Consider the following 24,285-nt stretch of genomic DNA (forward strand, 5'->3'; position numbering starts at 1 on the left):
CAGTCCGATCTCAACCGATATATCAACACGGGGAGCGAAGGAGAAGGATCTTGACCAGCACCTACATCGAGACGGGCGGACACGTCCGCGTCTACGACGACGCCGTCCGCACGCATCATGAGTTCCCTCTCGGCACCTATCGGGTGCACTTCACCTCGAAAGAGGGCTTCAGCCTGATCAAGATCGACGACCTCACCGTCGGCACCGAGCGCGTCTACGGCGGCCGAGACAGGAAGGTCGACAAGATCTTCCGGTCCTACGCCCTCTCGGACCGCAGCCTGGGCGTGATGCTCTCCGGCGACAAGGGGATCGGCAAGACGCTGTTCCTTCGCATGGTCGCCGAGGAGGCCCTCGAGCAGTGCCTGCCCGTCGTGATCGTCTCAGAGGACAACGACGGCATCGTGGAGTTCCTGGACACCCTCGACGAGTGTCTGATCATCTTCGACGAGTTCGAGAAGATCTTCCCCGCTGGCCGCCGCGGGGGCGCAGAGGGAGGCAATCGACAGAACCAGTTCCTGTCCCTGTTCGACGGCCTCTCGTCCGCGAAGCGCATCTACTGCCTCACGGTGAACGACATCAGCGACGTCAGCACGTACATCGTCAACCGCCCCGGCCGGTTCCACTACCACATGCGATTCGAGTACCCCGGTCCCGACGAGGTGCGCCAGTACCTCATCGATCAGGCCCCCCACGCGGACCCGGACGAGATCGAGAACGTCGCGCTGTTCTCGCGTCGCGCTCGCCTCAACTACGACCACCTCCGCGCCATCGCCTTCGAACTCGAGCAGCCGGACGCACTGTTCGCGGACGTCGTGGAGGATCTCAACATCAAGGCGGTCGAACCGAGCACCTATCGCATCGAGGCTCGCTTCCCCGACGGCAAGGTGTGGTCGGATGAGGTCGAGATGAACCTCTTCGAGCGCGGCGACGTCGGTCGCACGTTCGAGCTGCGCCACGCGACACGGTCGATCTTCGCCTCGTTCGTGCCGAAGGATCTGATCTTCGAGCCGGACGGCGGCATCTTCGTGCCGATCCACAAGCTCGAGCTGCTCGACGATGAGGATGAAGAGCCCGAGGTCTACCCGACGACGGTCAGTCTCATCCTGGTGGGTCAGCCCAGCTACGGCTTCGGTCTCTGACGGCCCTGCGGCCACGCGCGTGCGCGCGACGGATCAGACGCCGACCGCGTGCGACAGTATCGCGCGCGTGAACCGCTGACCGCCGGCCGCGAGGCGCTCGAAGTACGCGTCCAGCGCCGACGCGGAGGACCGCGCTGCCGGTACTGCCTCACGCTGAGGGGTGTCGGCGTAGTGCCGATCCAGCGCATTTCGCAGCATGCGCACCGCTTCCGCACGCTGCTGCGAGACGGCGGCGTGGGAGACGCCGAGCTGCTCCGCGAGATCCTTGACCGTGCGGTCCTCGAAATAGATCGCCGTGATGATCGCCCGCTTGCGCTCCGGCAGCGCGTCGACGGCGCGCCGCAGGAACTCGTCGCGCTCGGAGGCGATCGCGAGCTCCTCGGGCAGGTAGCCGGTCCACACGATCTCCGGCGCGTCCGGCGCATCGAGACTCGTCAGCAGACGCTCGGCGTCGGCGAGCCCTTCGCGCGCGACGGCGGTGTCGACGCCCATGGCTGCCGCGATCTCCGCCACAGTGGGCGTGCGACCGAGGGCGGCCGTGAGTGTCTGTCGGACCTTCGTCGTCTGCTTGGCTCGCACCCGAACATCTCGAGGCGCCCAGTCCATCGACCGCAGCTCGTCTTTCAGCGCCCAGTTGACGCGTCCTCGAGCGAACGCGCCGAAGGGCACGCCGAGGGTCGCGTCGAACTTCTCGGCGGCGCGGACCAGCGCGAACGCACCGGCAGAGGCGAGGTCGTCACGGGAGACATGCGTGAGTCGAGACGCCACATATGCCGTCGCCGCACCGACGATGTGCAGGTGATCGACCACGAGCTGGTTGCGGGCACGCATAGGCATCGGATTCGCCTCTTTCACTGTAAGTGCAAGCCCTCCCCAGCGACTCACAGCGCGGCCTCTCCCCAGTGGCCAGAACTACATCTGACTACAGACTAGGGGTGCGACGGGCAAGAAATATCCCCGGAGGCAAAAACCTCCGGGGATTCTCGTTTACGTTCAGATAACGATGACTAATCGTTCACCTTGACGCGGCGGTTCACCTCGCGCGTCGCGGAGAACTTCAGCACGGTGTAGTCGTTGACTTCGGCGTCTCCGTCGTCCTTCGCGAACTGCACCCGGTGCCCCTTGTGCGTCTGCGGATAGAACTTGCCGAAGTTGGTGAGTGTGACCGTGTTCCCGCGGCCCACGAGGTCGAGGAGCTCGTCGATCATCGCGTTGTACGCCGTCTGTGCGGCCTGAACCGAGATGCCACCGCGTCGTGCGAATCTCTGCACGAACTCCCGCTTGCTCACCCGATTCGTCTCGAGCGTCCTTGATGTGCTCATGTCGTCTTCCGTCCCATGGAATGTCGCTCGTCACCGAGCGTCGTGCGCTGTACCCCTACCAACCGCATCCATGACGTGCCCCAGGTCCCGATCTCCTGCGACGACGCCGGGATCCCGCCAGTACCCCAGCCTGTGCTCTTAGAGGATAGATGCTCTTCCTTGGTATATGCGGTGAATCTCGGAATTCTCCCCGTGCCGGGAGCCCACCATGTCGAAAGAGCCGTCGAACGTCACGCCCTGCTCAGGCACTCAGCAGGGCGCGGATCGGGTAGCGCTGATCCTCGAGGATCGCCTGTGCGGCACGGCCGGATCCGGTGTGGATCAGGATCGGCGCACGCAGGTTGATGTACACGCCGTCGGCAGACGGGTTCGCCACGACGAACACCCGGATCTCCGACTCGTCGGCGGCGCCGATCTCGGACCGCACGTCCGCGGGGATGCTCGGCTCGTAGCCGTAGTCCCCGGATCGCGGGTCGAGCAGGAACAGGCGGACGTCGGCATCCGTCGCGCGCAGCGCGTGCAGGCCCTCCGCTCCGTCGATCTGCTCGAGGGTGAAAGAGGTGTGCGGAGCGAGTCCGGGCATCGGCGAAGCGAACTCGACGTCGAGCGTCGCCGTCGTCCGGTCAGTGGGTGCGCTCATCGCAGGAACTCCATCAGATTGGTCTGCAGCGAGCGGGCCGTCACCTGCAGGGCGGATTGGAACACGAGCTCGGCCGACTGCAGGTGCACGAGCACCTCGAGACTGTCGACGTTCTCGACCTCGGCACGGCGCGCTTCGAGGTCGATCGACGAGGAGAGATTCTGCGCCGACGCCCGCTCGATCTGCACCTGACGAGCGCCCGTGGATCCGCGAGCCGCGGTGACGTCCTTCAGCCGCGCATCGATGTCGCCGAGACGCGAGCCGACCTCGGCACCGCTGCGCAGTTCCGCCGCGATGTCGTTCAGCAGGGCGAAGGCGCTGTCGGCCCCTTCGCCGAACGCCTGAGCGCCGTCGAAGTCCACGCGCACGGTCTCGTTCTCGCTGATGCGGCGATGCACGCCGTCGCCCGCGCCGCCGTTGAAGCTGAAGGTGGTGGGATCGAACGCGGCTCCCGCATCGCTCGTTCCCGCGAAGACGCTGCGGCCGAGCACCCTCGTGTTCGCCTTGGCGAGCAGCTCTGCGCTGATCGACTCGAGCTCCTGGGCGATCGACTCGCGAGCGGTCGGGCTCAGCGCGCCCGAGTTCGCTCCCTGTGCGGTGAGATCACGCGCGCGGTTGAGCAGATCGGCGCTCGCGCCGAGAGCGGTGTCGACCGTGGTCACCCACGCCATCCCGTCGCTGAGGTTGCGGGCGAACTGAGCGACGCGCGCCTGATCACCGTGCACACCGAGCGCCGTGGCCGCGGCGGCCGGATCGTCGCTCGGCGAGCGGAAGGCGCGCTGCGACGCGGCCTGATCCTGCAGCCGTGCGCGATCCGCGAGGTTGGTCTGCAGTGTGCGCAGCGACTGCTGCGTCATGGTGCTGGTCGTGATTCGACCGATCATTTCACTCTCCCCAGAGTCAGCGGCCGACGAGGCCGGTGCGGTTGATCAACAGATCCAGTGCCTCATCGACGGCCGTCAGAACGCGAGCCGCCGCCTGGTATGCGGTCTGGTAGGTCAGGAGGTTGATCGTCTCCTCGTCGCCGTCCACCGAGGCGTTCGACTGCTGCGCGGTGACCGCCGCGACCGCGCCCATATCGGCGATGTCCGCGCGTTGCAGGTCCCCGGCGACGGCGACTGCGAAGCCGGTGACGAACGTCGACCACGTCTTGCTGGGCCCCGTCGCAGATGTCCCGAGCGCACTGATGCGGTCGGCGATGGTGGTGTCCTTCGCGCCCGCACCCGGCGCTGCCAGTGCCAGCTGATCGAGTCCCGTCGGGACGACACGGAGTCCCAGCGCCGCCGGACCCGAACCGTCGAGCGCGAAGAAGTCGCCTCCGGCCGCTCCCGACGAGGTGACGCCGGTGCGGTGCACGTCGTTCACGGCGGTCGCGAGCGCGGTCGCCGTCTCGTTGTAGGCGGCCGCGACACCGGCGAGCGTCCCCCCGTCGGACGCGGGGGCCAGAGCGCTGATCGTGCCGCCGACGACGCCACCCGTGATCGGCACCGCGAGGTTCGGTCGATCCGCCCATGAGACGGTGATCCGACCTGCGTCCGCGATGTCACGCGGTCCGCTCGCGACGAGCGCTCGGCTGCTGTCGCCCGACACGAGCGCATTGCCGTCGACGCGAAGAGTCAGTGTGCCGTCCGGCTCGACGATGCCCTTCGCACCGACGGCCGACGAGAGCTGCTGGGCGAGGACGCTGCGCTGGTCCATGAGCTCGTTGGCGTTGCGCCCCGATTGCAGCGCCTCCCTGATCTGTCCGTTGAGAGTGGCCACCTGGCTCGCAGCGGCGTTGACGTCGGCGAGCTGACCGTCGACCTGACTGCGCAGGTCGTTCCACTGCCCCGCAATGGTCTGGTAGCCCTCCGCGATCTGTCCGATGAGCACGTCGGCATTCGAGAGCACGACCTGCGCCGCTGCCGGATCCGGCGTGTTGGCGAGGTCGGACCAGCCCGACCAGAACCTGTTGAGGTTCGCGGCGAGACCGTCCTTCGTGGGTTCGGCCAGCACGTCCTCTGCGCGGCTCGCTGCCGTCGCACGAGCCGACCAGAAGCCGGAGGTCGACAGCGCGTCGCGCACACGGGCATCGAGGATGTCGTCGCCGAGCCTCGCGATCCCGGTCACGCCCACTCCCCCGCCGATGGCGATGCCGGATGGCCAGAGCCCCGTCTGCCCCGGCGCCGAGAGCGAGGTCTGCTCCACCCGCTGGCGCGTGTAGCCCGGAGTCGTCTGGTTGGCGATGTTCTGACCCGTGACGGTCATCCCCGCGCGTGCGGCCGAGAGCGCGGATTCTGCGAGGCGGAGCCCTGCGAAGGAAGACATGGTTACCTCAGACCCTGGTGTCGAGAAGTCGGGCGTCCGCGCCGCGGACGACGTCGCCGTGCGTGTCGTATTCGCCGGTCGGCACCCCGAGGCCGGCGATCGTCTCCTGCGTCACCCGGATCGCCGTGCGCAGACGCTGCTCGTTGACCTTCTTCATGTCGCCGATCTCGTCGGCCAGAGTGGTCATGGCCTCGAGATGCCCCGACAGGATCTCGCGCCACGCGTCGGTCGGCGCAGCCTCGATCAGATCGCGGAGCGTCGTCGCCTCGGGCACGCCCCACTCGTCAGCCACCGCGATGACCAGCGTGTCGCGCGACAGTGCGACGGTCGGCATGGCCGCGAGGACCCGCTCGATCTCGTTCGCCGCATGGTGGATCCACCGGTTGCGTCCGGTCGCGAGCAGCATCTGCTGCTCGTCGAGCTTGAACAGCAGCACCTCCAGCAGATCGCGCTCTCGCATCAGTTGCATGCTCAGGTCGTGAGCGGCCACGATTCGTCACCTCGTCATGTCGCGGTTTCCATGACGGGATCGCCCGTCACATGAACGACTATCGCGACAACGCTCGACGCAGTAACTCGGAGTCCCGGAGATGACACTCCGAGCGTCCGATCATGGAGCAGGGGTGGTTCTGCCCAGGGCGCCGAGAATGAGCGATTCGGCGGAGTCGTCGGAGGAGGTCTGCACGGCCTCCTGATTCGCATCGCTCACGGCGATGACGATCTCGGCGCGGTTGATGCGCTTGTCGCGAGGGGCGTCGATGCCGACACGGACACCGCTCGGCGTCACGGCGAGGATCGTGACGGTGATGTCGTCGCCGATCACGATGCTCTCGTTGGCGCGTCTCGTCAGTACCAGCATGCGTCGTCTGCCTTCCATGGCGTGAGCGCCGGTGCGCCCTCTGCTCACAAACGTATCGCACTCAACTCATAAATGAGCAGAATCGAACGCTACAACGCGCCGCTGGGAAGAGCCGACTGCGTCATGCGGACGACACCGACCACGTCGGTCGCGAGACCGCCCGCCGCAGCCTCGTCGTAGGAGAGCACCGGAAGGCCGCTGACCTGCGATGACACCATCCGACGCACCGCCTGTCGCAGTGACGGCGCGCAGACGAGAACGGGCTCCGGACCGACCTGGTCGAGTTCGGCGACCGTGCGACGCACGTTCTCGAGCACCTGCATCGTCGCCTCCGGCGTCAGCACGATCTGCGGGTGACCGTCGACGACGCGCATGCCCTCGAGCATCTGCTGCTCGAGGATCGGCTCGAACATGACGACCCGGATGCGTCCGTCCTCGGCGAAGCGCGAGGCGATCGCCGGCCCGAGCGCCGCCCTGGCCGCGTCGATGAGACCCGCCGTCTCCGTCGACGTCTTGCCTCGGAGTGCGAGCGCCTCGTAGATACGCGCCAGGTCGTTGATCGGCACACGCTCGGAGAGGAGCCCCGCCAGCACGCGCTGGATCGCGGCGAGCGACAGCACGGCCGGGGTGAGTTCCTCGACCGTCGCGGGGCTGGACTGCTTCAAGTGCTCGGTCAGCTGGCGGACGTCTTCGAGGGAGAGCAGGCGGTCGGCCTGGCTCTGCACGATGTCGGAGAGGTGGGTGATGATGACGCTCGCCCGATCGATCACCGTCGCGCCGGCCATGTCGGCGGCGTGCGACATCTCGGCGGGGACCCACTTGCCCTCGAGACCGAACACCGGGTCGACCACGGCCGTGCCCGGAAGCTGCTCGAGTCCCGTGCCGATCGCGAGAACGTGGCCCCGAGGAACCGACCCGCGTCCGGCCTCGACCCCGGCGATGAGGATCGAGTACGTCTGCGCGGGCAGCTCGATGTTGTCCCGCGTGCGCACCGGCGGCATGAGGATGCCGATGTCGAGGGCGAGCTTGCGGCGGAGGGACTTCACCCGGGTGAGCAGATCTCCCGCTCCCCCTGAGGCGAGATCGACGATGTCGGGAGACAGCGAGATCTCGAGGGCGTGCACGCGCATCCGGTCCATGAGGTCCTCCGGGCCCTCGGTGCCGGCCTCGACGGCCTCCTGCTGCAGGGCATCCGCCTCACGTGCGGCATCGCGGTCCTCGTTCGCCTTCACGCGGGATGCCGCGAACAGCAGGACTGCACCGATCGCCAGGAAGATCACGAGCGGCATCCCGGGGATGAACCCCATGGCGATGGCGGCGAGTCCGGTGATCACCAGGGCGTTGCGGGACTGCATGAGCTGACGGCCGGCGGCCTGACCCATCTCGGCCTCCGCGTTCTCACGCGTGACGATCATGCCGGTCGACACCGCCATGAGCAGTGCGGGGATCTGGGTCACCAGCCCGTCGCCGATGGTGAGGATGCTGTACGTCTCGAGCGCCTCGCCCACGTCCATGCCGTGCTGCACCATGCCGATGATGATGCCGCCGACGAAGTTGATGACCACGATCACGATGCCCGCGATCGCATCTCCCTTGACGAACTTCGACGCACCGTCCATCGCACCGTAGAAGTCCGCCTCCGCGGCGACCTCTGCGCGTCGCCTGCGCGCCTCGTCATCCGTGATCAGACCGGCGTTCAGGTCGGCGTCGATCGCCATCTGCTTGCCCGGCATGGCGTCGAGCGTGAAGCGCGCGCCCACCTCGGCGACGCGCTCGGCACCCTTGGTGACCACGACGAACTGGATGACGGTGAGGATGAGGAAGATCACGGCACCGATCACGAGTGAGCCGCTGATGGTGATCTGACCGAACGCCTGGATCACCTGACCCGCGTGGGCCTCGCTGAGCACGAGGCGGGTCGACGCGACGTTGAGGCCGAGCCGGAAGAGGGTCGCGACGAGCAGCAGACTCGGGAACACCGAGAAGTCCAAAGGCTTCTTCACGAACATCGCGGTCAGGAGGATCAGCAGCGCGAACGAGATGTTCAGGACGATGAGCACGTCGAGCAGACCGGTCGGGATGGGCACGATGAGCAGGAGGATGATCCCCACCACACCGACGGGAACAGCCCCCTTGGACAACAGCTGACCGATCATGCGTCTCGCCTTCTGATTCTCTCTGCTCGTTCTGATGTGCTCGCGGCCGGACTCACAGGCCGCGGTCCCTGGTGCTGGCGAAGGGCATCGTGTGCGTTCCCCTGGCCGAGCCTCGACGTTTGAGGTGCTCGATGAAGGCGAGCACCTGGGCGACCGCGGTGTAGAGCTCTTCGGGGATCTCCCGCCCGATCTCGCAGGCCGAGTGCAGCGCGCGTGCGAGGGGGATGTCCCTGATCATCGACACGCCGTTCTCCTCCGCCTTCTCGCGGATCTTCTGCGCGACGATCCCCGCGCCCTTCGCCACGACCCGTGGCGCCGACTTGCCCGGCTCGTAGCGCAGCGCCACCGCCACGTGCGTGGGGTTCACGAGCACGACGTCGCTGTCGCCCACCGCGGCGATCATCCTGTTGCGGCTCATGGCGAGCTGCCGCGAGCGGCGCTGGGAGCGCACGAGCGGGTCGCCCTCGGTCTTCTTGTGCTCGTCCTTGGCTTCGTTCTTCGTCATGTGCGTGTGCTTGCGGTTGCGCCGCATGACCACCGCCACGTCGATCGCTGCGAGCAGGATGCCCACCGCCACGGCGACCTGCAGCAGCGCGACCGCTCCCCCGGCCGCCTGCTCGAGCAGCCAGGTGATGTTGTGGCTGCCGCTGGCCATCAGTACCGGGACGAGACCCGAGACGACGATCCACAGTGCGAGCCCGATGGCCACGGTCTTCAGCAGCGCCTTGGCGCCCTCCCAGAGCGCCTGCCGGCCGAAGACGCGCTTGACGCCCGACACGATGTTGAACTGCTCGGTGCGCATGGTCACGCCGCGCAGGTGGATGCCGCCCTGCGCGACCGCGGTGGCCGTGGTGGCGAGCAGCACCACCACCAGCATCGGAAGCAGGATGCCCCCGAGCGAGGTGATGGCCGAGCTCAGCACATCCATGGCGGCGCCGTCGGTGGGGTTCATCGCGACGGGCGTCACGGCGAGGAAGAGCTCGGTGACCACCTGCGTGCCCGAGGCGATCGTCGGCACCATCATGACGGCCGCGGCGGCGATGCAGACCCAGGCCGTGAAGTCCTGGCTGCGGCCGATCTGGCCCTTCTTCCGCGCTTCCTTCAGGCGACGCTCGGTCGCCTTCTCGGTGCGTTCGCCGGTGTCGGTCTCGCTCATCGGGTCACCCCCAGGAGCAGTCGCGCAGCCTCCTCGGCGATCACGGCGACCACGCTCGGGAGCGCCGCGTAGACGAATCCGACGAGCAGGAGGGTGAGACCGATCTTGATCGGGAAGCCCATCGCGAAGGCGTTCAGGGCGGGTGCGACGCGGCTGACCAGACCGAGTCCGACGTCGGCGAGGAAGAGCACGATGAGCAGCGGTCCCGCGATCTGCACCGCGCTGAGCATCATCTGTCCCGCAGCGCCGACGAGCGCCTCGGCGGGCTTGGCGAGATCGATCATGCCGGTGACCGGCACCGCGTCGAACGATCGGAACAGACCGCCGAGCACGAGCTGGTATCCGTCGGAGGCGAACAGCAGCATGATCGCGGTCATCTGGAACAGTCGGGTGAACTGTGCGCCGTTGATCGCCATGCCGGGATCGAAGGCCTGAGCCAGCTGGAACCCGCCGAAGGTGTCGACGAGGTGGCCGGCGCCCTGGATCGCGCTGAAGAGCACCATCACGAGGAAGCCGAGGAGCGCCCCCGTGAGGGCCTGCCCTGCCAGTGCGAGCATGAAGGCCCCGGTGTCGAGGCGCTCATATCCAGCGGTCACGACCGGCGACACGGCGAGAGCGAGACCGACGCCGAGCATCGCGCGGATCCGCATCGGGATCGTGCCGTGGCTGAACGGCGGGGCGAGGACCAGGAATGCCGTGATCCGCACGCAGGCGAGCGAGGTCGCCTCCAGCCAGGTGAAATCGATCGGGATGTTCATCAGCCGCCGTTCAGCAGCGACGGTATCCGCGCGAACATCTCGTTCGTGAACGCGATCATCTCGGCGATCATCCAGTGCCCCGTGACGAGGAGCGCGATGCCGACGGCGACGAGCTTCGGCACGAACGAGATCGTCATCTCCTGCACCTGGGTGATGGACTGCAGCAGCGAGATCGCGAAGCCCACCACCAGGGCGGTGATGAGCAGGGGCGCGCAGAGCTTCGCACCGACGATGAGCGCCGCCTGACCGATGTCGATGACCGCTTCGGGGTTCACCCGCCACCCCCGTTGTAGGACTGGACGAGCGCGGTGATGACCATGCCCCATCCGTCGATGAGCAGGAACAGGAGGATCTTGAACGGCAACGAGATCATGACGGGCGGCAGCATCATCATGCCCATCGACATGAGTGCGCTCGCGACCACCAGGTCGATGACGAGGAACGGCACGAAGATGATGAACCCGATCAGGAACGCCGCGCGCAGTTCGCTGATCATGAAGGCCGGGACGAGCGTCTGCAGCGGGATGCTCGCGGCGTCGGTGGGGTTCTCCATCTGCGCTGCGCGATGCATCAGCGCGATGTCCTCTTCGCGCGTGTACGAGAGCATCCACTGCCGCAGGGGCTCCTGGGCGAGCTCGAACGCCCTGCCGAAGTCGATCTGGCCGTCGGTGAACGGCGCGACGGCGACGGTGTTGATGTCGGTGAGCACCGGCCACATGATGAACAGCGTCAGGAACAGGCTGAGACCGGCCAGCACCTGGTTCGGCGGGATCGACGGCAGCGAGAGCGCGTTCCGGGTGAGGGCCAGCACGACGAAGATCTTGGTGAAGCTCGACATCATCAGCAGCAGCGCCGGAGCGACGCTGAGCACGGTGATGCCCAGCAACGTCATGATGCTGTCGGACGGCGCCCCGTTGATGCCGTTGATCGTCACGCCGTCGCCCTCGCCGTCACCGACCTGAGTCGGGACGTGCATCGCCGCTGCGTGCGCCCCTGTGGCCTGCAGCAGCACGAGTGCCGTCACGACGACGAGCACCGCGGCGAGCAGCACCCACACGCGGCGAGGCAGACGCGGTGCGCGCGCAGACGGCGGCGCGGCGACTGCGGCGGATGCGGGCACGGCGGCACTCCGAAGATGGGTGGCGTGGCCGATCCGTAGCCAGGGGGTCGAGCGATCCGTGCTCGCAGTCGACTATCGCGACATCACGAGGTGCACGTAACCGCGTCGACCGATGCGCTGACCGCGTATCAGGCGACCGAGCGCAGCGCGCGGTCGACGATGTCATCGGGCATCTCGACGGAGGCGGATCGTACGTCCGAGGAGACGTCCTCCTCCTGCTCGAGAGGAGGAGCCTCCTGGGTGTCGACGACGTTGATCCCGTGCTCCGTCACGCCGAGCACGTAGCGGATGCCGCCGAACTCCGCCACGACGAGCTGTGCCTTGCCGCCGATGCCCGACCTCGCCACCACGGTGATCTTCTCCGGGCGCGCACGCGGCGCCGCGGCGGGCCGCGTCGGCACGAGCTCGGTCAGCTTGGCGAGCTTCTTCGGCATCAGCCCTGCCAGCGGACTCACGCCCTTCGCCTGCGACTTCTGCAGGCGGCGGCTGAGGAAGAGCAGCAGCCCGAGCACCGCTCCCAGCGCGACGATCGCACGGAGTGCGACGAGGATGTCGTCCACGCTCAGACCGTCTCGGCGCTGTCGAGGATGCGCTCGACGCGGATCGCGAAGTCGCCCTCGGCGACGACGACCGTGCCGTGCCCGATCAGTCGGCCGTTGAGCTTGATGTCGGCGGGCGACCCGGCGGCGCGGTCGAGCTCGACCACACGGCCCGGCTCGAGCGAGAGCACGTCGCGCACCGGCATCCGCGTGCGCCCGATCTCGACGACGAGCTCCATCTCGACGCCCGCGATGCGGTTGAGCCGCTGCGGACCCGACGCGGATGCCGCCCTGGCTCCGTCGATGCGCACGGATGCACGCGCCACGACGCTGCCGTCGGCGTCGACCATGTCGAACACCTGGGTCCCCGAGTCGGTGAAGACCTCGGCGGCGTCGACCACGGCTCCGTCGCCGAGCGAGCCGCTGCCGAGCACGGCGGCGGCCGCCTCGAAGATCGGGTGCAGGCGATCGGGCAGCTGAGCGTTCTTGGAGCCGTCCTCGAGCTGCGACGGGTCGACGACCTGGATCGCGATGCGGGCCCCGGGGCTGCCCGTGAAGGTGACGACCACCGCGTCGCCCGACGCGCCGGGGTCGGTGGACGGTGCGGGGATCACGGGGTAGCCGAACGGCAGCTTGCCGGCGATCGCCGCGGCGATGGCGGTCTCGTGGAAGGTGCTCATCAGTGGGTCTCCTCATGGGTGGTCGTGATCTTGCAGGTGAGGCGCGAGCCTCTGCTGCCCGGTGTCGCGAGAGCTATCCGGGTCTGCCCGGCCATGAGCTCGTACGGCCGGGTCTCGGGGTGAGGCAGGCGCAGCAGGTCGCCCGGTGCGAGATCGAGGATCTCTCCGGTGCCGATCGTGATGGGCGCGAGGCGCAGCGTCAGCTCCAACGGCGTGCTGCGCACCTGCTCCAGGGTCTGATCCGTCGAATGCGCCGATGCCGCGTCCGATCCCGTGGCCGCGAGGCGGTCGACGACCGCGGTCGCCGGCAGCATCACCGTCGCGGTCGACTCGGAATCGCCGAGACGCATGGTGTATCGGGCGACGATCACCGCCGCCGTCGCGGAGATGACCTGCATGTACTGGGGGTTGTAGTGCACCGCGGTGAAGCGCGGTGCACCAGGGAGCAGGGCGCCGAGGCTGGCGTGGAGGTGCTCGAAGGTGCCCTCCATCAGGTTGCGGACGAGGGCGAGCTCTATCGGCGTGAATGTGCGGGCTTCGGGAAGCGACGTGCTCCTGCCGCCCATCATCTGCACCACCCACAGCAGGGCGCTGTCGAGACCGAACTGCACGACGCACGGCTCGTCGCGGTCGGCGAACGAGCCGGCGACCATGGCCGTCGTGCCGGGCAGGGTGTCGGCGTACTCCTCGTAGGACACGAGCTCGACGGTCTCGAGTGCGAGGTGGGCGCGCACGCGGATCTTCGCCGTGAGCTGGGACGACCACAGGCGGGCGAACGACTCGAAGGCCGCTTCGAGATGGCGGGTGCTCTCGCGTCCGAGCTGGGCGGGGCGTCCGAAATCGTACGCCGGATGGCGCAGGGCGGGGTCATCGAGCACGGCGGATGCGGTCATGACGGTCTCCTCGACGGTGGTGTTCACGTGAGCTCAGTTGTTCGCAGCAGCCGCGAGAGCGGGTATCAGCGCTCTCACCTGCTCTTCTTCGTTCGATTCGACGATGATGTCGACGCGTCTGTTGCTGGCCAGCGCCTGAGGGGTGTCGCCCGGCACGATGGGTCGGGTGTCCGAGAACGCCGTCGCCTTCACACGGGGTCCTCCGACGCCTTCGTGCTCGACGAGGAACCGCGCCACCTGGGTCGCACGCCCGCCGGAGAGCTCCCAGTTGGTGGCGAAGGGTGCGGCGGAGACGCGGTGGTCGGCGTGCCCCTCGACACTCACCTGGTTGTCGACCGTGACGAGCACGTCTCCGATCGTGTCGAGCACGGCGTCCGCCTTCGCCGAGAGGTCGGTGCTGTTGTCGGCGAAGAACGTCTCTGCGCCGACCAGCCCCACCTGGAGCCCCCGGTCGTCGATGACGAACTGCACCGTGTCCTGCAGGCCCTGTGCCGCCAGCGAGGTGCTCATGCGATCGCGCAGTCCCTCGAGCGACTCGAACTCGATCTCGGCACGCGCCGCGAGGTCGACCACCCCGTCATCGTCCTGCAGTTCAGGCGGCACGATCACGCCCTCGGCCGTGTCGGCACCGCCCTCGGTGCTCTCCTGCCCGAAGCCCGTGGCGAGGCTGTTCGCGAGCAGTTCGAACTTCGTCTTGTCGACGTTCGACACGGCGAAGAGCACGATGAACAGGCACATCAGAACCGTGACCATGTCGGCGTACGAGACGGCCCAACGCTCGTCCGGCTCATCGTGCGAGTCATCTTCATGCCCGCGACCGCGAGCTCGACGGGCTGCGCTCATTGCACGCCCTCTGGCCGTTCGGGCTCGCGCTTCTTCTTGGCGGCCTTGGGCTTCACGGTCGACAGCGCCTCGAGTCGCTCCTGGAGCAGGTGCGGTGCGCTTCCGGCCTGGATGGCGAGCATGCCCTCCGAGACCAGGGTCATCCGCTCGAGCTCGACGGCTCCGATACGTCCGAGGCGACCGGCGATCGGGTTCCAGATGAAGTTGGCCGAGAGCAGACCCCACAGCGTGGCGACGAAGGCCGCGGCGATCATCGGCCCGAGGTGGTCGGGTTCGTCGAGCTTCTCGAGCACGTGCGTCAGCGAGACGACGGTGCCGACGATCCCGATCGTGGGCGCATATCCGCCCAGCGAGCCGAAGAACTTCGACGCCACGCGGTTGCGCGACGACGTCGCGGCGATCTCGTCGTCCATCACCGTGCGCAGATCCTCGGCATCCGTTCCGTCGGCGAGAGCCTGCAGCGCCTGTCGGGTGAAGGCATCGGGTGCCGAGTCGAGCTCCTGCTCCAGTGCCAGCAGACCTTCGCCCCTGGCCTTCTCGGCATACCCCACGAGGAAGGGGATGACCGCCTCCGGCGTCATCTTCGGGCCCCTGACCATGCGCCCGAGGCTCTTCACAGCGAGGATCGTGTCGCGGAGGGTGTGGCTGGCGATGCCGACGCCGATCGTCGAGCCGAGCACGAGGATCATCGGCGCCGGAATGAGCAGAGCCTCGAAGCTCGCCCCCTCCATCGTGATCATCGCCACCAGCGCGCCGAACGCCAGGACCACCCCGATGATGAATGCGGGATCCACCGTCATGCCCCCGTCTGCGAGGTCAGCGCCTGGGCTGCACCGAGCACGCGCGCCCGGTACGCGACGATCAGATCGATCAGGGCGTCGAGCTCCTCCTCGACCACGTACACATGACCGTCGACCATGTGCAGAGTGGTGTCCGGCGAGGCGTGGATGCGTTCGATCAGGTCGGGGTTCACCGCGAACCGGGTGCGGTCGAGGCGGGTGACGATGATCATCGGGGGTTCTCCGGGCTTCGGATGAGAGGGGGAAGTCTGCTCCGACTATCGCGACGAGGCCCGCCCCCGGTAACCAGGGGCGGGCCTCGTCGCGCGTGTCCGACCGAGTCGGCGCAGGCGATCAGCGCTTGAGCTGCGTGAGCTCCTGCAGGACCTCGTCGCTCGTGGTGATGATGCGCGCGTTGGCCTGGAACCCGCGCTGGGCGACGATGAGGTTGGTGAACTCCTGCGAGAGGTCGACGTTGCTCATCTCCAGCGCACCCGAGACGAGGTTTCCGAAACCGGCCTGGCCCGGCTCCCCGATGCGCACAGCTCCGGAGTTCACGGATGCGCGGTAGGCCGTGCCGCCCGCCTTCTCCAGCCCCTCGGGGTTCGCGAACGTCGCCATGGCGATCTTGCCGAGCGTCTGCGTCGCGCCGTTGCTGAACGTGCCGACGATGGATCCGTCGCCGGTGATGCTGTAGGACTTCAACGTGCCGGCAGCCGATCCGTCCTGCTCCGTCACGGCGACCGTCGACATGTTCGCGTAGCCCGTGACCGCACCCAGGTCGACGCTGACGGCGCCGGCTGCGAGCGTGAGGCCTGCGCCGGCCTGCTTGCCGTCGGTGAAGGTCAGCGCCCCCGTCGCGCCACTGGTCGGCTCGGTCACGTCCCATCCGGCCGCCGTCTTCGTGAAGGTCAGGCTGAGGGTCGACGGCGTGCCCTGGGCGTCGTAGACGGTCACGTCGCGCACCAGCTCGTCACCGACCGCGGCGGTCGAGGGCAGGTTGCCGGTCACCGTCGCCGAGGTCGTCGCCTTCGCAGGTGACACCGCCTCGAGCGGCAGCACGATGTTGCCCGTCGCCTGCCCCGTGTTCACCACGCCGTCCTGCGCCGACCAGCCCTGCACGATCGAGCCGTCGGCGGTCACCATCTTGCCGGTGGGGTCGAACGAGAAGCCGCCCGCCCGCGTGTAGAGGGTCTCTCCGCCGGCTCGGACCGCGAAGAAGCCGTCGCCCGAGATCATCAGGTCGCCACCGCGGCCTGTCGCCTGGGCCGAACCCTGAGCGAAGTTGGTGCGCACGCCGGCGACCTGCACGCCCAGACCGACCTGGGCGGGGTTGCGACCGCCGACCTCGTCGTCGGGGATGCCCGGGTTGCCGATGAGCTGGGACAGCGAGTCCTGGAACAGCACGGACGAGCCCTTGAACCCTGCCGTGTTGACGTTGGCGATGTTGTTGCCCGTGACGTCGAGCATGGTCTGGTGCGAGCGGAGACCGGAGATTCCGGAGTAGAGCGAGCGAAGCATGGGGTTTCTCTCTTCCTGGGTGAGACGGGGTCAGACTGCGGCGGGGGTGGGCGCAGCGGGGGTGGTCGGTGCGGGGGTGGTCGGTGCGGGGGTGGTCTGTGCGGTCGCGACTCCGGTGATGACGTCGAGCGCGACCGTCTTGTCGCCGATGGTCACCTGCGGGATCGGTCCGTCGAACGAGACCTTGGTCACGATGCCCGAGACGGTCTTGCCGTCGGCGTCCTTGTAGCTCGCCTCCTGTCCGATCAGGGCGCTCGCCGCCTGACGCATGTTCAGGGCGAAGGCCTCGGCGCCGTTGTCGGCGAGCGTGGTGAGCTGCTCCATCATCGCGAGCTGGGTCGTCTGCGAGATCATCTCGTTCGTGTCCATCGGGCTCGAGGGGTCCTGATGGGTCAGCTGCGTCACCAGCAGCTTGAGGAACACCTCGCCGTCGAGCACCTGCTTGCGGGCTGCGGGATCGGTCGTGCCTCCCGTGTGGATGGAGCTCGGTGCGGTCACTGCGTCGACAGTCATTCGGTCGTCCTCTCAGGCGAAGATGTCGAGCCCTGCACCGGATGCGGCAGAGGACGTCGTCGGGATGATGCGGGAAAGATCGGGGCTCTGCTCGGCCCCGCGGCGCTGGTCGGAGCGTCCGCGCTGCGCGTCGCGATCACCGGAGCCCTGCTCCGGTGACGCATCGCCCGCTCCCTGCTGGCCGCGGTCTCCGGCGGTGTCCGCCGATGCCCCGTGGGAGACGTTGAGAGTCGCGTGCGGCATCACCGCGGCGAGATCACGGCGAAGGTCGACGAGCATGGTCCGCAGCGCGTCGCGCCCTGCATCGGTGGCGCCGCTGACCTCGACCTGCACCTCGCCCGCTGCGCTGATGTGCGCGCGCACGGTGACGGGGCCGAGGCTGTCCGGGTTCACCGTCATCGTGAGCTGATGGGTGCCCATCGGGCGCTGCGCGATGCTCACCACCACGGGTGCGACCTGCGCGGCGACGGCCCGGTTGGTCGACGCGGCCGCTTCGGGCGAGGACACGGGCATGGCCGTCGCCGCGGCCGGAGATGCGACCGGAGCGAGAGTCATAGAAGGCGACCCGGGCTGCGGACCCGGCAGCGGATCGACGGAGTCGCTCGCCGGCAGCGGCTCTGCCTGGCCGCCCATCATTGACGCAGCGGAGACGCCGACGGTGGTCGGGATCGGAGTCGACGGTGCCGCGTTCCGCGGGGACTCGGACCGCGGAGCCGCAGCGGCAGCGGAGGATGTCGCCGGGTCGGCAACGCCCTCCGCCGGGTTCTGCTGACCCGTCACCCGAGCGTCACGGGCAGCGTCGCTCGACAGGGTCTCCGGGCGCACTCGGGCGCCGGCCACCGGAGGCGCCCCGTCAGCGCCGCTCGCCGATGCCGACGCCGATGCCGATGCCGATGCCGACGCCGATGAAATCTCGGGCGCAGGAGTCCGTTCCGCCGCCGACACGGCGACAGGCGGGGAGGTCACCGTCGCGCCCGTCTCGACGGCTGCCGCGGCCTGGCCTGCGGGGAGCTCGGCAGGGCGCGCCTCGCCCGACGCTGCGGCGGGAGCGGGGAGAGCGCTGCGGGCGCTCCCCGCTGCCTCCGGCGCCGTCTGCACGAGCGTCGTCGCATCCGGCGTCGTCGCGTCCGGCGCCCTCTGCGCAGGCGCCGACGTGGGTGCAGGGGCCGCCGCAGCCACGGCCGGAGCGAACTGCGCGGTGAGGTGCATCACGGTCGCGATCGGCGCCTCTGCCCCGCTCGCGTCGTCGGATGCCGCAGTCTCCTCGGCAGTCGGCGCGTCCTGTCCGTCCGGCGTGAGCGTCGCTGCGTCCTGATCCGTCGCACCGTCGAGCACCCGTCCAGCGGCGATCAGCGCGTCGCCGAACAGAGAGCCCGAAACGGCCGAAGATCGTCCACCTGTCTCCGTTTCGCCGGTTCCTGAACCCGCCACCGTCGCGAGCAGCCCCACGGCGGTCATCGGAGCATCTCGATGATCTTCTGCATCGACGCCGTCGAGCTGTCTGCGCCGGTGGCATTGGCCGAGAACAGCGTCTGCAGCGCCGAGATGACCTCAGCGCTCGCTTCGCCGCCCGCTCCCGTGCCGGCTGCCGCCGCCGCAGTCTGCGGGGTCTGGCCGGCAGCGGGTGCTTCCGGGGTCGAGGCCGCCTTCGCCGCTTCGAGGACTCCAGCGAACGTCGTCGCGCTCGCCGCCGACGTCTCGGCGGTCGCCGCGGTCGCGGTCGCTGCAGCCGACGCCGCCGCCGCGCGGCCTGCCGGATCCAGCGACACGATCTGCGTCTCGATCGCGTCGACGCGGGCGATCACCGCCGCGAGCCCGGTCATGCGGCGCTCCCCTCACGTCGCGAGGTGCGGACCACAGCGATCTCATCGAGCGCCGACTGCTCCGCAGCGAGCTCGGCCTTGGTCGCCTCCACGCGGTGAGTGCTCTCGAGCCGCTCGAGTCCCTTCAGGTCGCGCCGCGCTTCGACGTGGGCCGACTTCGCCTCCGACTCCGTGCCGCGCCTCATCTCGACGAGCGCCTGCAGATCGCTGAGCGTGCTGCGTCCCGCTGCGCGAGCGGCGGCCATGGCCATCAGCGTTCGTGGATCGTCGATCTGCGCGCTGATGTCGGCGAGGCTCGAGATCGCGGTCTGCTCGTCGAGCTCGGCCTGCGCCCGTTCCGCGCTCGCACGCGACAGCTGCTCGGCGGCGACACGCTCCTGGGCGCCGCGCACGCGCAGCAGGCCAGCCAGTGGGAAGGTCATGGGGTGAGTCCTCCGAAGTCGGTGGTGAGGGCGGCGAGCCGCTGCCAGGAGTCGTCGGACGCCGCAAGATCGTCCATCCGCTGGGTGAGGAAGCGCGAGATCGCGCCTTCGTGCGCGAGGGCGGCGTCGACCATCGGGTTCGCTCCCTGGCGGTAGGCGCCGATCTCGATGAGGTCGTTCGCGCTGCGACGAGCCGCCAGGACGCTGCGCAGCATCACCGCGTCCTGACGCTGCTCAGGAGTGGTGATCTTCGACACGACGCGAGACACCGAGCCGAGCACGTCGATCGCGGGGAAGTGTCCGCGGATCGCCAGCGCGCGGTCGAGCACCACATGGCCGTCGAGGATTCCTCTCGCGGCGTCCGCGATCGGCTCGTTGTGGTCGTCGCCGTCGACGAGCACCGTGTACAGGCCGGTGATCGATCCGACGGGTCCGGTTCCTGCGCGCTCGAGCAGGCGGGCCAGCACCGAGAACGTCGACGGCGGATACCCGCGGGTGGCGGGCGGTTCGCCGGCGCTGAGCCCGATCTCGCGCTGAGCCATGGCGACGCGCGTGAGGGAGTCCATCATCAGCACCACGTCGAGGCCGTCGTCGCGGAACGCCTCGGCGATCCTGGTCGCGACGAATGCCGAGCGCAGGCGCGCCATCGCGGGCTGATCCGAGGTCGCGACGACCACGACCGACCGTGCCAGACCCTCGGGGCCCAGGTCGTCCTCGAGGAACTCGCGCACCTCACGACCGCGCTCCCCGACGAGGGCGATGACGTTCACATCGGCAGTGGAGCCACGGGCGATCATCGACATCAGCGACGACTTGCCGACGCCGGAGCCGGCGAAGAGCCCGAGACGCTGCCCCGAGCCCACCGGCGTCATCGTGTCGAGCACGCGGACGCCGAGGCCGAGCTGACGATCGATGCGCTGGCGATCCATGACGCTCGGCGCATCGTGGTCGAGCGAGACGGGAGCGACACCCCGGTCGAGCGGCCCCTTGCCGTCGATCGGCCGCCCGAGTCCGTCGAGCACGCGTCCGAGCAGCGCTCGTCCGGTCGGCACCTGCAGCGGCGCTCCCCCGTGCCGCACGCGGGCACGGGCGGTGATCCCGTCGAGCCTGCCCAGCGGCATGCAGCGGGCGGCGGCTCCGTCGACGGCGACGATCTCGGCATCCACCACACGGCCGTCGGTCGCGTCGATGCGGATGCGGTCGCCGACCGCGCCGTCGATGCCCAGCACCTCGACGCCGAGCCCTCGCACGGCCTTCACGGTTCCTGAGCGCTCCGGGCGCGCTGCCAGGAGCGCACGGTTCCACGACCGCGTCGCGGTGATCACACGATCACCTCGGCATCCTCTTCGTCTCCGTCGAGTGCTGCGGCCGCGCGCGCGAGCGCCGACGTGATGCGCGTGTCGACGGCCCCGTTCTCGATCTCGACGATGGCGCCGCCGTTGTCCACGGCCGGAGAGGCGGAGATCCGGATGCCGCGCAACGCGTCGATCGATGACATCTCGTCCTGCAGGACTGCGACGTCCTGCTCGCTGAAGGCGACCCCTGTCCAGCGCTCCGCCGGCATCTCCGTGAGCGCCCGGCGCAGCGCATGCGCCGCCGAACGTGCCGGATCCGACAGCTCTGCTCCGAGGATCGTGGTGGCGAGGGCGACGGCGAGCTCTTCGATGCGATCGGCGGCGAGCATGCTCAGCTCGTCGATGCGGCGGTCGAGGGCCGCGTGCGCGCTCTCCAACGCGCGCAGACCCGAGCCGCGCTCATGCAGGTACAGCTCCTGGAGTTCGTGCATCCGCTGCTGCTGCGCGGCGTGCTGCACCTCTCCCTCGTCGAGGGCGAGCCTGCGGCCCTCGGCGAAGCCGTCGGCATAGCCACGGGTGCGGGCCCTGTCGGCCTCGCCGCGGAGGTCCATGGGCGTCTCGCCGACGCGCGGCACGACCAGTGGCGTGAAGGCGGAATCGAGCACGGCGGACACCTCGGAATCGAAGGGCGAGGCCTGTCCGTGGCCCGTAGGTCGAGCGATCCGTGCTCCAGACCCACTATCGCGACACCCGGCTGCGTCCGTAACCGGATCGGCCGACTCACCTGCCGTCAGAGGGATCACTCGATGAGCTCATCCTCGTCTTCGCGCGAGATCGTGATCTCCTCCGCGGCTTCCAGGTCGCGGATGATGCGCACGATCTCGGCTCTGGCCTCATCGACCTGACGCATGCGCACGGGACCGAGGACTCGGGTCTCCTCAGCGAGGTTCTCCTGGTTGCGCTCCGTCATGTTGCTCTTCACCTTGTCGGTGATCTGGTCGTCCGCGCCCTTCAGCGCGAGGGCGAGCATGCGCAGGTCGATACCGCGCATCACCCGCTGGACGTCGCGATCCTCGAGGCGCGCGATGTCGGCGAACGTGACCATGCGGCTGCGGATGTCCTCGGCCAGGGCGAGATCACGGCCTTCGAGGCTTGCGAGGAGCGACTTCTCGAGCGCGGTGTCCGAGCGGTTGATGATCTCGACGAGAGGCTGCACGCCTCCGATGGACTCATGGTTGTCGCGCATCGCGAAGACGCCGGTGCGCGAGCGCAGCGAGTCGGCCACGATCGAGATCGCCTCCTGCGTGGCGGTGCCCATCGTCGCGATCGCCTGAGCGACGTCCGTGCGCAGGGGATCCTGCAGGGCTGCGAGAACCGCCGCCGCACGATCGGCTCTGAGGTTGGCCAGTACGACGGCGACGGTGGTCGGAAGCTCACCCTCGATGATCGTGGCGAGCTGGGCCGGGTCCGCCGCATTGAGGAAGTCGAACGAGACCGACCCCTGCGACATGACTCGACCGACCATCCCGACCGCCTTCTCGCGGCCGAATGCCGTCTCGAGCAGTCCGGTGGCGAGCTCCTGTCCGCCGCGCGACGGCACCGAGCCGCCGGTGGCGATGCGCCGGAACTCGCCGAGAGCACGGGCCGTCGAGGCCACGTCCACTCCCCCGAGCTGTGTCAGCTCGGCCGCGAGCATCTCGGACCGCTCCTCGCCGAGGTGGCGGAGCACTTCGGCGCTGGCGGCGCGATCCATGTTCATCAGCACGATCGCGGCCTTGCGCAGTCCGCTCATCTCCGGCGCAGCCACGGGCGCCGGCGCCTCGACGGCCGACACCTCGACCGTGTCGGCCTGCGCGTCCAGCAGCTCGGTCAGCGCGCTCATACGGTCGCCTCATCCATCAGGTCTGCCAGTGCGCTGGCGATCGTGTCGGGTTCGCGCTTGGCGAGGTCGTCGATCTCCTGGCGACGGCGCTCGACCAGCACCTTGTCGGGCTCGGGCTCGTCGTCGAGATCGGCCGACGCGGACGGCAGCAGCTTGGTCGGCGCCGGGGCGATGATCGCCTCGGCCTCCTTCAGCCCTCTGAGCGAGCGGAGCTTCTGCTCCTCGCTCTCGGTCACCGTCGCGAAGTACTCGATCGGTCCGTCTTCGGTGTACATCACCCGACGCTTCATCTTGCGGCGCACGACGAGGAAGACGATCAGGATGATCGCCGCGAGCAGGATCGCGCCGCCGATGATCGCAGAGCGCAGCAGCTCCTGCTGGAACTGCGCGTCGCGCTCGGCCTCCGCCGCCTGCAGCGCTGTCTGCGCCGCCGTCGCACCCGCCTGGTTGAACTCGACGAACTCGACGGCGATCTCGTCACCGCGCTCGACATCGATCCCGGCCGCAGATGCCACGAGCGATTCGATCTGGTTCGCCGTCACTCCGGTGACCGTCCCTCGGTTGAGCGCGATGCTGACGGTCTGCCGCGTCACCTCTCCGGCGGGGGTGATGGTCTTCTCCGTCGACTTGTTGACGGCGTTGTTGCGAGAGGTCTCCTCGAACTCATAGGCGCCGGTCCCCTCGGCGCCGTTGGGAACCGCGATGTTGTCGGGGCCGAGCACGCCGGCACCTCCACCCTCGCCGCCGTTGTACGTCTCGGTCTTGGTCTGCTCCGATGCGCTCAGCTCGCCCTCGGGGGCCGAGTACGTCTCGTCCATGCGCTCGGATGTGGAGTTCGCGACATCGGCCGATACCGTCACCGTCGCGTTGCCGGGCCCGACGATCGTCTCGAGCATCTTGCTGACGGATGCCGCGACCTTGGCCTCATGCTCCGTCGCCTGCTTCGAGGAGTTCCCGGTGAGCCCGGTGCCGACCGCCGAGAGCACGCGGCCGTCCTGATCGGTCACCGCGACGTCCTCCGGCGTCATCCCCGGCACGGCGGCGCTCGTGAGGTGCACGATCGCCTCGATCTTCTCGTCGCTGAGCCCTGAGCCGTTGCGGGTCTTCACGAACACGGATGCGGTCGGGCTCTGCTGCTCCGAGACGAAGACGCTCTCCTCCGGGATCGCCAGCTGCACCGACGCCGTCGAGATGCCCTCCATCGCGCCGATCGTGCTGGCCAGCTCGCCCTCGATGGCACGCTTGTAGGTCACCGACTGCTGGAATTCACTCGCCGTCACACCCATCTCGTCGAGCAGGGTGTAGCCCTCGCTGGTGTCGCCGGGCAGCCCGGCGGATGCCGCCGCGAGACGCTGCGGATAGACCTGGTCGTCGGGCACGAGGATCGTCGCGCCTCCCTCGGCGAGCTCGTAGCTCACGCCTGCCGACTTCAGCTGCTCGACGACGGCCGACGCGTCGCCGGCGCTCAGGCCGGTGAAGAGCGGGCTCATCTGCGGCTTGGTGAGCCACGCGCCGAGGGCGATGGCGCCCATCACGAGCAGCGCGACACCGATGATGGCGATCGTGCGCTGTGCGAGGGAGAATCCTGAGACGACCTGCTTGGCGCGGTCGTAGTAGGTCGTGAGCATCTTGGGCATC

General features: G+C 68.7%; 28 protein-coding genes. 1 reads left to right on the forward strand and 27 read right to left on the reverse strand.

The features are described from left to right. The first annotated feature begins 50 nt into the window (after window positions 1-50). Complete coding sequence (locus SOM10_RS03485) at window positions 51-1,139, forward strand: AAA family ATPase (protein ID WP_320488414.1); 1,089 nt, start codon at window positions 51-53, stop codon at window positions 1,137-1,139. A 33-nt stretch (window positions 1,140-1,172) separates the two neighbouring features. Here the strand turns inward: SOM10_RS03485 and SOM10_RS03490 are convergent, their stop codons facing one another. The 27 genes from SOM10_RS03490 to fliF form a co-directional block, all read right to left on the reverse strand. Then, window positions 1,173-1,976 carry a sigma-70 family RNA polymerase sigma factor gene (locus tag SOM10_RS03490; RefSeq protein ID WP_320488415.1) on the reverse strand — a complete coding sequence of 268 codons (804 nt, stop codon included), beginning with the start codon at window positions 1,974-1,976 and terminating at the stop codon, window positions 1,173-1,175. 170 nt (window positions 1,977-2,146) lie between these two features. Further along, window positions 2,147-2,461 carry an HU family DNA-binding protein gene (locus tag SOM10_RS03495; RefSeq protein ID WP_053096320.1) on the reverse strand — a complete coding sequence of 105 codons (315 nt, stop codon included), beginning with the start codon at window positions 2,459-2,461 and terminating at the stop codon, window positions 2,147-2,149. A gap of 241 nt (window positions 2,462-2,702) precedes the next feature. Beyond that, complete coding sequence (locus SOM10_RS03500) at window positions 2,703-3,101, reverse strand: flagellar assembly protein FliW (RefSeq protein ID WP_320488418.1); 399 nt, start codon at window positions 3,099-3,101, stop codon at window positions 2,703-2,705. Next, window positions 3,098-3,985, reverse strand: a complete 888-nt coding sequence (gene flgL, locus SOM10_RS03505) for a flagellar hook-associated protein FlgL (RefSeq protein WP_072591334.1) — start codon at window positions 3,983-3,985, stop codon at window positions 3,098-3,100. Before flgL ends, SOM10_RS03500 begins: the two co-directional genes overlap by 4 nt. A 16-nt stretch (window positions 3,986-4,001) precedes the next feature. Further along, window positions 4,002-5,408, reverse strand: coding sequence for a flagellar hook-associated protein FlgK (gene flgK, locus SOM10_RS03510; protein WP_285365416.1), 1,407 nt, complete (start codon window positions 5,406-5,408; stop codon window positions 4,002-4,004). 7 nt (window positions 5,409-5,415) lie between these two features. Continuing rightward, window positions 5,416-5,877, reverse strand: a complete 462-nt coding sequence (gene flgN / locus SOM10_RS03515) for a flagellar export chaperone FlgN (protein WP_222839304.1) — start codon at window positions 5,875-5,877, stop codon at window positions 5,416-5,418. A 141-nt stretch (window positions 5,878-6,018) separates the two neighbouring features. Beyond that, window positions 6,019-6,267 (reverse strand): carbon storage regulator CsrA, encoded by a 249-nt coding sequence (gene csrA, locus SOM10_RS03520; RefSeq protein WP_053096324.1) that lies wholly within the window; start codon window positions 6,265-6,267, stop codon window positions 6,019-6,021. Window positions 6,268-6,356: 89 nt separating this feature from the next. After that, on the reverse strand, window positions 6,357-8,423 hold the full coding sequence (locus SOM10_RS03525) for a flagellar biosynthesis protein FlhA (protein ID WP_053096325.1): 2,067 nt from the start codon (window positions 8,421-8,423) through the stop codon (window positions 6,357-6,359). Between the two features lie 52 nt (window positions 8,424-8,475). Next, window positions 8,476-9,579 (reverse strand): EscU/YscU/HrcU family type III secretion system export apparatus switch protein, encoded by a 1,104-nt coding sequence (locus SOM10_RS03530; RefSeq protein WP_320488421.1) that lies wholly within the window; start codon window positions 9,577-9,579, stop codon window positions 8,476-8,478. Beyond that, a complete protein-coding gene (locus tag SOM10_RS03535; RefSeq protein ID WP_042541108.1) occupies window positions 9,576-10,337 on the reverse strand; it encodes a flagellar biosynthetic protein FliR in 762 nt (253 codons plus the stop codon). The genes SOM10_RS03530 and SOM10_RS03535 overlap by 4 nt, the downstream gene beginning before the upstream one ends. Then, window positions 10,337-10,612 carry a flagellar biosynthesis protein FliQ gene (gene fliQ, locus SOM10_RS03540; protein WP_042541106.1) on the reverse strand — a complete coding sequence of 92 codons (276 nt, stop codon included), beginning with the start codon at window positions 10,610-10,612 and terminating at the stop codon, window positions 10,337-10,339. Before fliQ ends, SOM10_RS03535 begins: the two co-directional genes overlap by 1 nt. Next, entirely contained in the window at window positions 10,609-11,457 is an 849-nt protein-coding gene (gene fliP, locus SOM10_RS03545; RefSeq protein WP_232224443.1) for a flagellar type III secretion system pore protein FliP, read from the reverse strand. Before fliP ends, fliQ begins: the two co-directional genes overlap by 4 nt. 128 nt (window positions 11,458-11,585) lie before the next feature. Then, window positions 11,586-12,017, reverse strand: coding sequence for a flagellar biosynthetic protein FliO (locus SOM10_RS03550; protein WP_320488425.1), 432 nt, complete (start codon window positions 12,015-12,017; stop codon window positions 11,586-11,588). A gap of 2 nt (window positions 12,018-12,019) precedes the next feature. Then, complete coding sequence (locus tag SOM10_RS03555) at window positions 12,020-12,676, reverse strand: FliM/FliN family flagellar motor switch protein (RefSeq protein ID WP_320488426.1); 657 nt, start codon at window positions 12,674-12,676, stop codon at window positions 12,020-12,022. Continuing rightward, a complete protein-coding gene (locus tag SOM10_RS03560; protein WP_285365411.1) occupies window positions 12,676-13,569 on the reverse strand; it encodes a flagellar motor switch protein FliM in 894 nt (297 codons plus the stop codon). The genes SOM10_RS03555 and SOM10_RS03560 overlap by 1 nt, the downstream gene beginning before the upstream one ends. Before the next feature lie 33 nt (window positions 13,570-13,602). Further along, window positions 13,603-14,412 carry a flagellar motor protein MotB gene (locus SOM10_RS03565; protein ID WP_320488428.1) on the reverse strand — a complete coding sequence of 270 codons (810 nt, stop codon included), beginning with the start codon at window positions 14,410-14,412 and terminating at the stop codon, window positions 13,603-13,605. After that, complete coding sequence (locus SOM10_RS03570; RefSeq protein WP_414683562.1) at window positions 14,409-15,212, reverse strand: motility protein A; 804 nt, start codon at window positions 15,210-15,212, stop codon at window positions 14,409-14,411. The genes SOM10_RS03565 and SOM10_RS03570 overlap by 4 nt, the downstream gene beginning before the upstream one ends. Then, window positions 15,209-15,424, reverse strand: a complete 216-nt coding sequence (locus tag SOM10_RS03575) for a flagellar FlbD family protein (protein WP_320488430.1) — start codon at window positions 15,422-15,424, stop codon at window positions 15,209-15,211. Before SOM10_RS03575 ends, SOM10_RS03570 begins: the two co-directional genes overlap by 4 nt. A 121-nt stretch (window positions 15,425-15,545) precedes the next feature. Further along, window positions 15,546-16,712, reverse strand: coding sequence for a flagellar hook protein FlgE (locus SOM10_RS03580; RefSeq protein ID WP_053096332.1), 1,167 nt, complete (start codon window positions 16,710-16,712; stop codon window positions 15,546-15,548). A gap of 30 nt (window positions 16,713-16,742) precedes the next feature. After that, complete coding sequence (locus tag SOM10_RS03585) at window positions 16,743-17,225, reverse strand: flagellar hook capping FlgD N-terminal domain-containing protein (protein ID WP_320488432.1); 483 nt, start codon at window positions 17,223-17,225, stop codon at window positions 16,743-16,745. 12 nt (window positions 17,226-17,237) lie between these two features. After that, window positions 17,238-18,683 carry a hypothetical protein gene (locus SOM10_RS03590; protein WP_320488433.1) on the reverse strand — a complete coding sequence of 482 codons (1,446 nt, stop codon included), beginning with the start codon at window positions 18,681-18,683 and terminating at the stop codon, window positions 17,238-17,240. Then, window positions 18,680-19,048 carry a hypothetical protein gene (locus tag SOM10_RS03595; protein ID WP_320488435.1) on the reverse strand — a complete coding sequence of 123 codons (369 nt, stop codon included), beginning with the start codon at window positions 19,046-19,048 and terminating at the stop codon, window positions 18,680-18,682. Before SOM10_RS03595 ends, SOM10_RS03590 begins: the two co-directional genes overlap by 4 nt. Further along, complete coding sequence (locus SOM10_RS03600; RefSeq protein WP_320488436.1) at window positions 19,045-19,470, reverse strand: hypothetical protein; 426 nt, start codon at window positions 19,468-19,470, stop codon at window positions 19,045-19,047. Before SOM10_RS03600 ends, SOM10_RS03595 begins: the two co-directional genes overlap by 4 nt. After that, complete coding sequence (locus tag SOM10_RS03605; protein ID WP_056279097.1) at window positions 19,467-20,792, reverse strand: FliI/YscN family ATPase; 1,326 nt, start codon at window positions 20,790-20,792, stop codon at window positions 19,467-19,469. Before SOM10_RS03605 ends, SOM10_RS03600 begins: the two co-directional genes overlap by 4 nt. Beyond that, window positions 20,792-21,430, reverse strand: a complete 639-nt coding sequence (locus tag SOM10_RS03610; protein ID WP_320488437.1) for a FliH/SctL family protein — start codon at window positions 21,428-21,430, stop codon at window positions 20,792-20,794. Before SOM10_RS03610 ends, SOM10_RS03605 begins: the two co-directional genes overlap by 1 nt. Window positions 21,431-21,564: 134 nt before the next feature. Further along, window positions 21,565-22,647 carry a flagellar motor switch protein FliG gene (gene fliG / locus SOM10_RS03615; RefSeq protein ID WP_230100771.1) on the reverse strand — a complete coding sequence of 361 codons (1,083 nt, stop codon included), beginning with the start codon at window positions 22,645-22,647 and terminating at the stop codon, window positions 21,565-21,567. Next, on the reverse strand, window positions 22,644-24,284 hold the full coding sequence (gene fliF, locus SOM10_RS03620) for a flagellar basal-body MS-ring/collar protein FliF (RefSeq protein WP_320488438.1): 1,641 nt from the start codon (window positions 24,282-24,284) through the stop codon (window positions 22,644-22,646). Before fliF ends, fliG begins: the two co-directional genes overlap by 4 nt. Window position 24,285: the final 1 nt, after the last annotated feature.

It is taken from the genome of Microbacterium sp. CFBP9023 (assembly GCF_034045055.1).
Taxonomy (GTDB): domain Bacteria; phylum Actinomycetota; class Actinomycetes; order Actinomycetales; family Microbacteriaceae; genus Microbacterium.

What these genes read in the sequence shown, in the direction of transcription:
- flgK (WP_285365416.1), bottom strand. Translation starts at nt 5,408, where the DNA reads ATGTCTTCCTTCGCAGGGCTCCGCCTCGCAGAATCCGCGCTCTCGGCC.
- fliG (WP_230100771.1), bottom strand. Translation starts at nt 22,647, where the DNA reads ATGAGCGCGCTGACCGAGCTGCTGGACGCGCAGGCCGACACGGTCGAG.
- SOM10_RS03575 (WP_320488430.1), bottom strand. Translation starts at nt 15,424, where the DNA reads ATGATCATCGTCACCCGCCTCGACCGCACCCGGTTCGCGGTGAACCCC.
- flgN (WP_222839304.1), bottom strand. Translation starts at nt 5,877, where the DNA reads ATGCAACTGATGCGAGAGCGCGATCTGCTGGAGGTGCTGCTGTTCAAG.
- SOM10_RS03500 (WP_320488418.1), bottom strand. Translation starts at nt 3,101, where the DNA reads ATGAGCGCACCCACTGACCGGACGACGGCGACGCTCGACGTCGAGTTC.
- SOM10_RS03565 (WP_320488428.1), bottom strand. Translation starts at nt 14,412, where the DNA reads ATGAGCGCAGCCCGTCGAGCTCGCGGTCGCGGGCATGAAGATGACTCG.
- SOM10_RS03570 (WP_414683562.1), bottom strand. Translation starts at nt 15,212, where the DNA reads ATGACGGTGGATCCCGCATTCATCATCGGGGTGGTCCTGGCGTTCGGC.
- SOM10_RS03535 (WP_042541108.1), bottom strand. Translation starts at nt 10,337, where the DNA reads ATGAACATCCCGATCGATTTCACCTGGCTGGAGGCGACCTCGCTCGCC.
- SOM10_RS03525 (WP_053096325.1), bottom strand. Translation starts at nt 8,423, where the DNA reads ATGATCGGTCAGCTGTTGTCCAAGGGGGCTGTTCCCGTCGGTGTGGTG.
- SOM10_RS03580 (WP_053096332.1), bottom strand. Translation starts at nt 16,712, where the DNA reads ATGCTTCGCTCGCTCTACTCCGGAATCTCCGGTCTCCGCTCGCACCAG.
- csrA (WP_053096324.1), bottom strand. Translation starts at nt 6,267, where the DNA reads ATGCTGGTACTGACGAGACGCGCCAACGAGAGCATCGTGATCGGCGAC.
- SOM10_RS03555 (WP_320488426.1), bottom strand. Translation starts at nt 12,676, where the DNA reads ATGAGCACCTTCCACGAGACCGCCATCGCCGCGGCGATCGCCGGCAAG.
- SOM10_RS03590 (WP_320488433.1), bottom strand. Translation starts at nt 18,683, where the DNA reads ATGACCGCCGTGGGGCTGCTCGCGACGGTGGCGGGTTCAGGAACCGGC.
- SOM10_RS03595 (WP_320488435.1), bottom strand. Translation starts at nt 19,048, where the DNA reads ATGACCGGGCTCGCGGCGGTGATCGCCCGCGTCGACGCGATCGAGACG.
- SOM10_RS03495 (WP_053096320.1), bottom strand. Translation starts at nt 2,461, where the DNA reads ATGAGCACATCAAGGACGCTCGAGACGAATCGGGTGAGCAAGCGGGAG.
- SOM10_RS03530 (WP_320488421.1), bottom strand. Translation starts at nt 9,579, where the DNA reads ATGAGCGAGACCGACACCGGCGAACGCACCGAGAAGGCGACCGAGCGT.
- SOM10_RS03490 (WP_320488415.1), bottom strand. Translation starts at nt 1,976, where the DNA reads ATGCCTATGCGTGCCCGCAACCAGCTCGTGGTCGATCACCTGCACATC.
- SOM10_RS03585 (WP_320488432.1), bottom strand. Translation starts at nt 17,225, where the DNA reads ATGACTGTCGACGCAGTGACCGCACCGAGCTCCATCCACACGGGAGGC.
- SOM10_RS03560 (WP_285365411.1), bottom strand. Translation starts at nt 13,569, where the DNA reads ATGACCGCATCCGCCGTGCTCGATGACCCCGCCCTGCGCCATCCGGCG.
- SOM10_RS03600 (WP_320488436.1), bottom strand. Translation starts at nt 19,470, where the DNA reads ATGACCTTCCCACTGGCTGGCCTGCTGCGCGTGCGCGGCGCCCAGGAG.
- flgL (WP_072591334.1), bottom strand. Translation starts at nt 3,985, where the DNA reads ATGATCGGTCGAATCACGACCAGCACCATGACGCAGCAGTCGCTGCGC.
- fliF (WP_320488438.1), bottom strand. Translation starts at nt 24,284, where the DNA reads ATGCCCAAGATGCTCACGACCTACTACGACCGCGCCAAGCAGGTCGTC.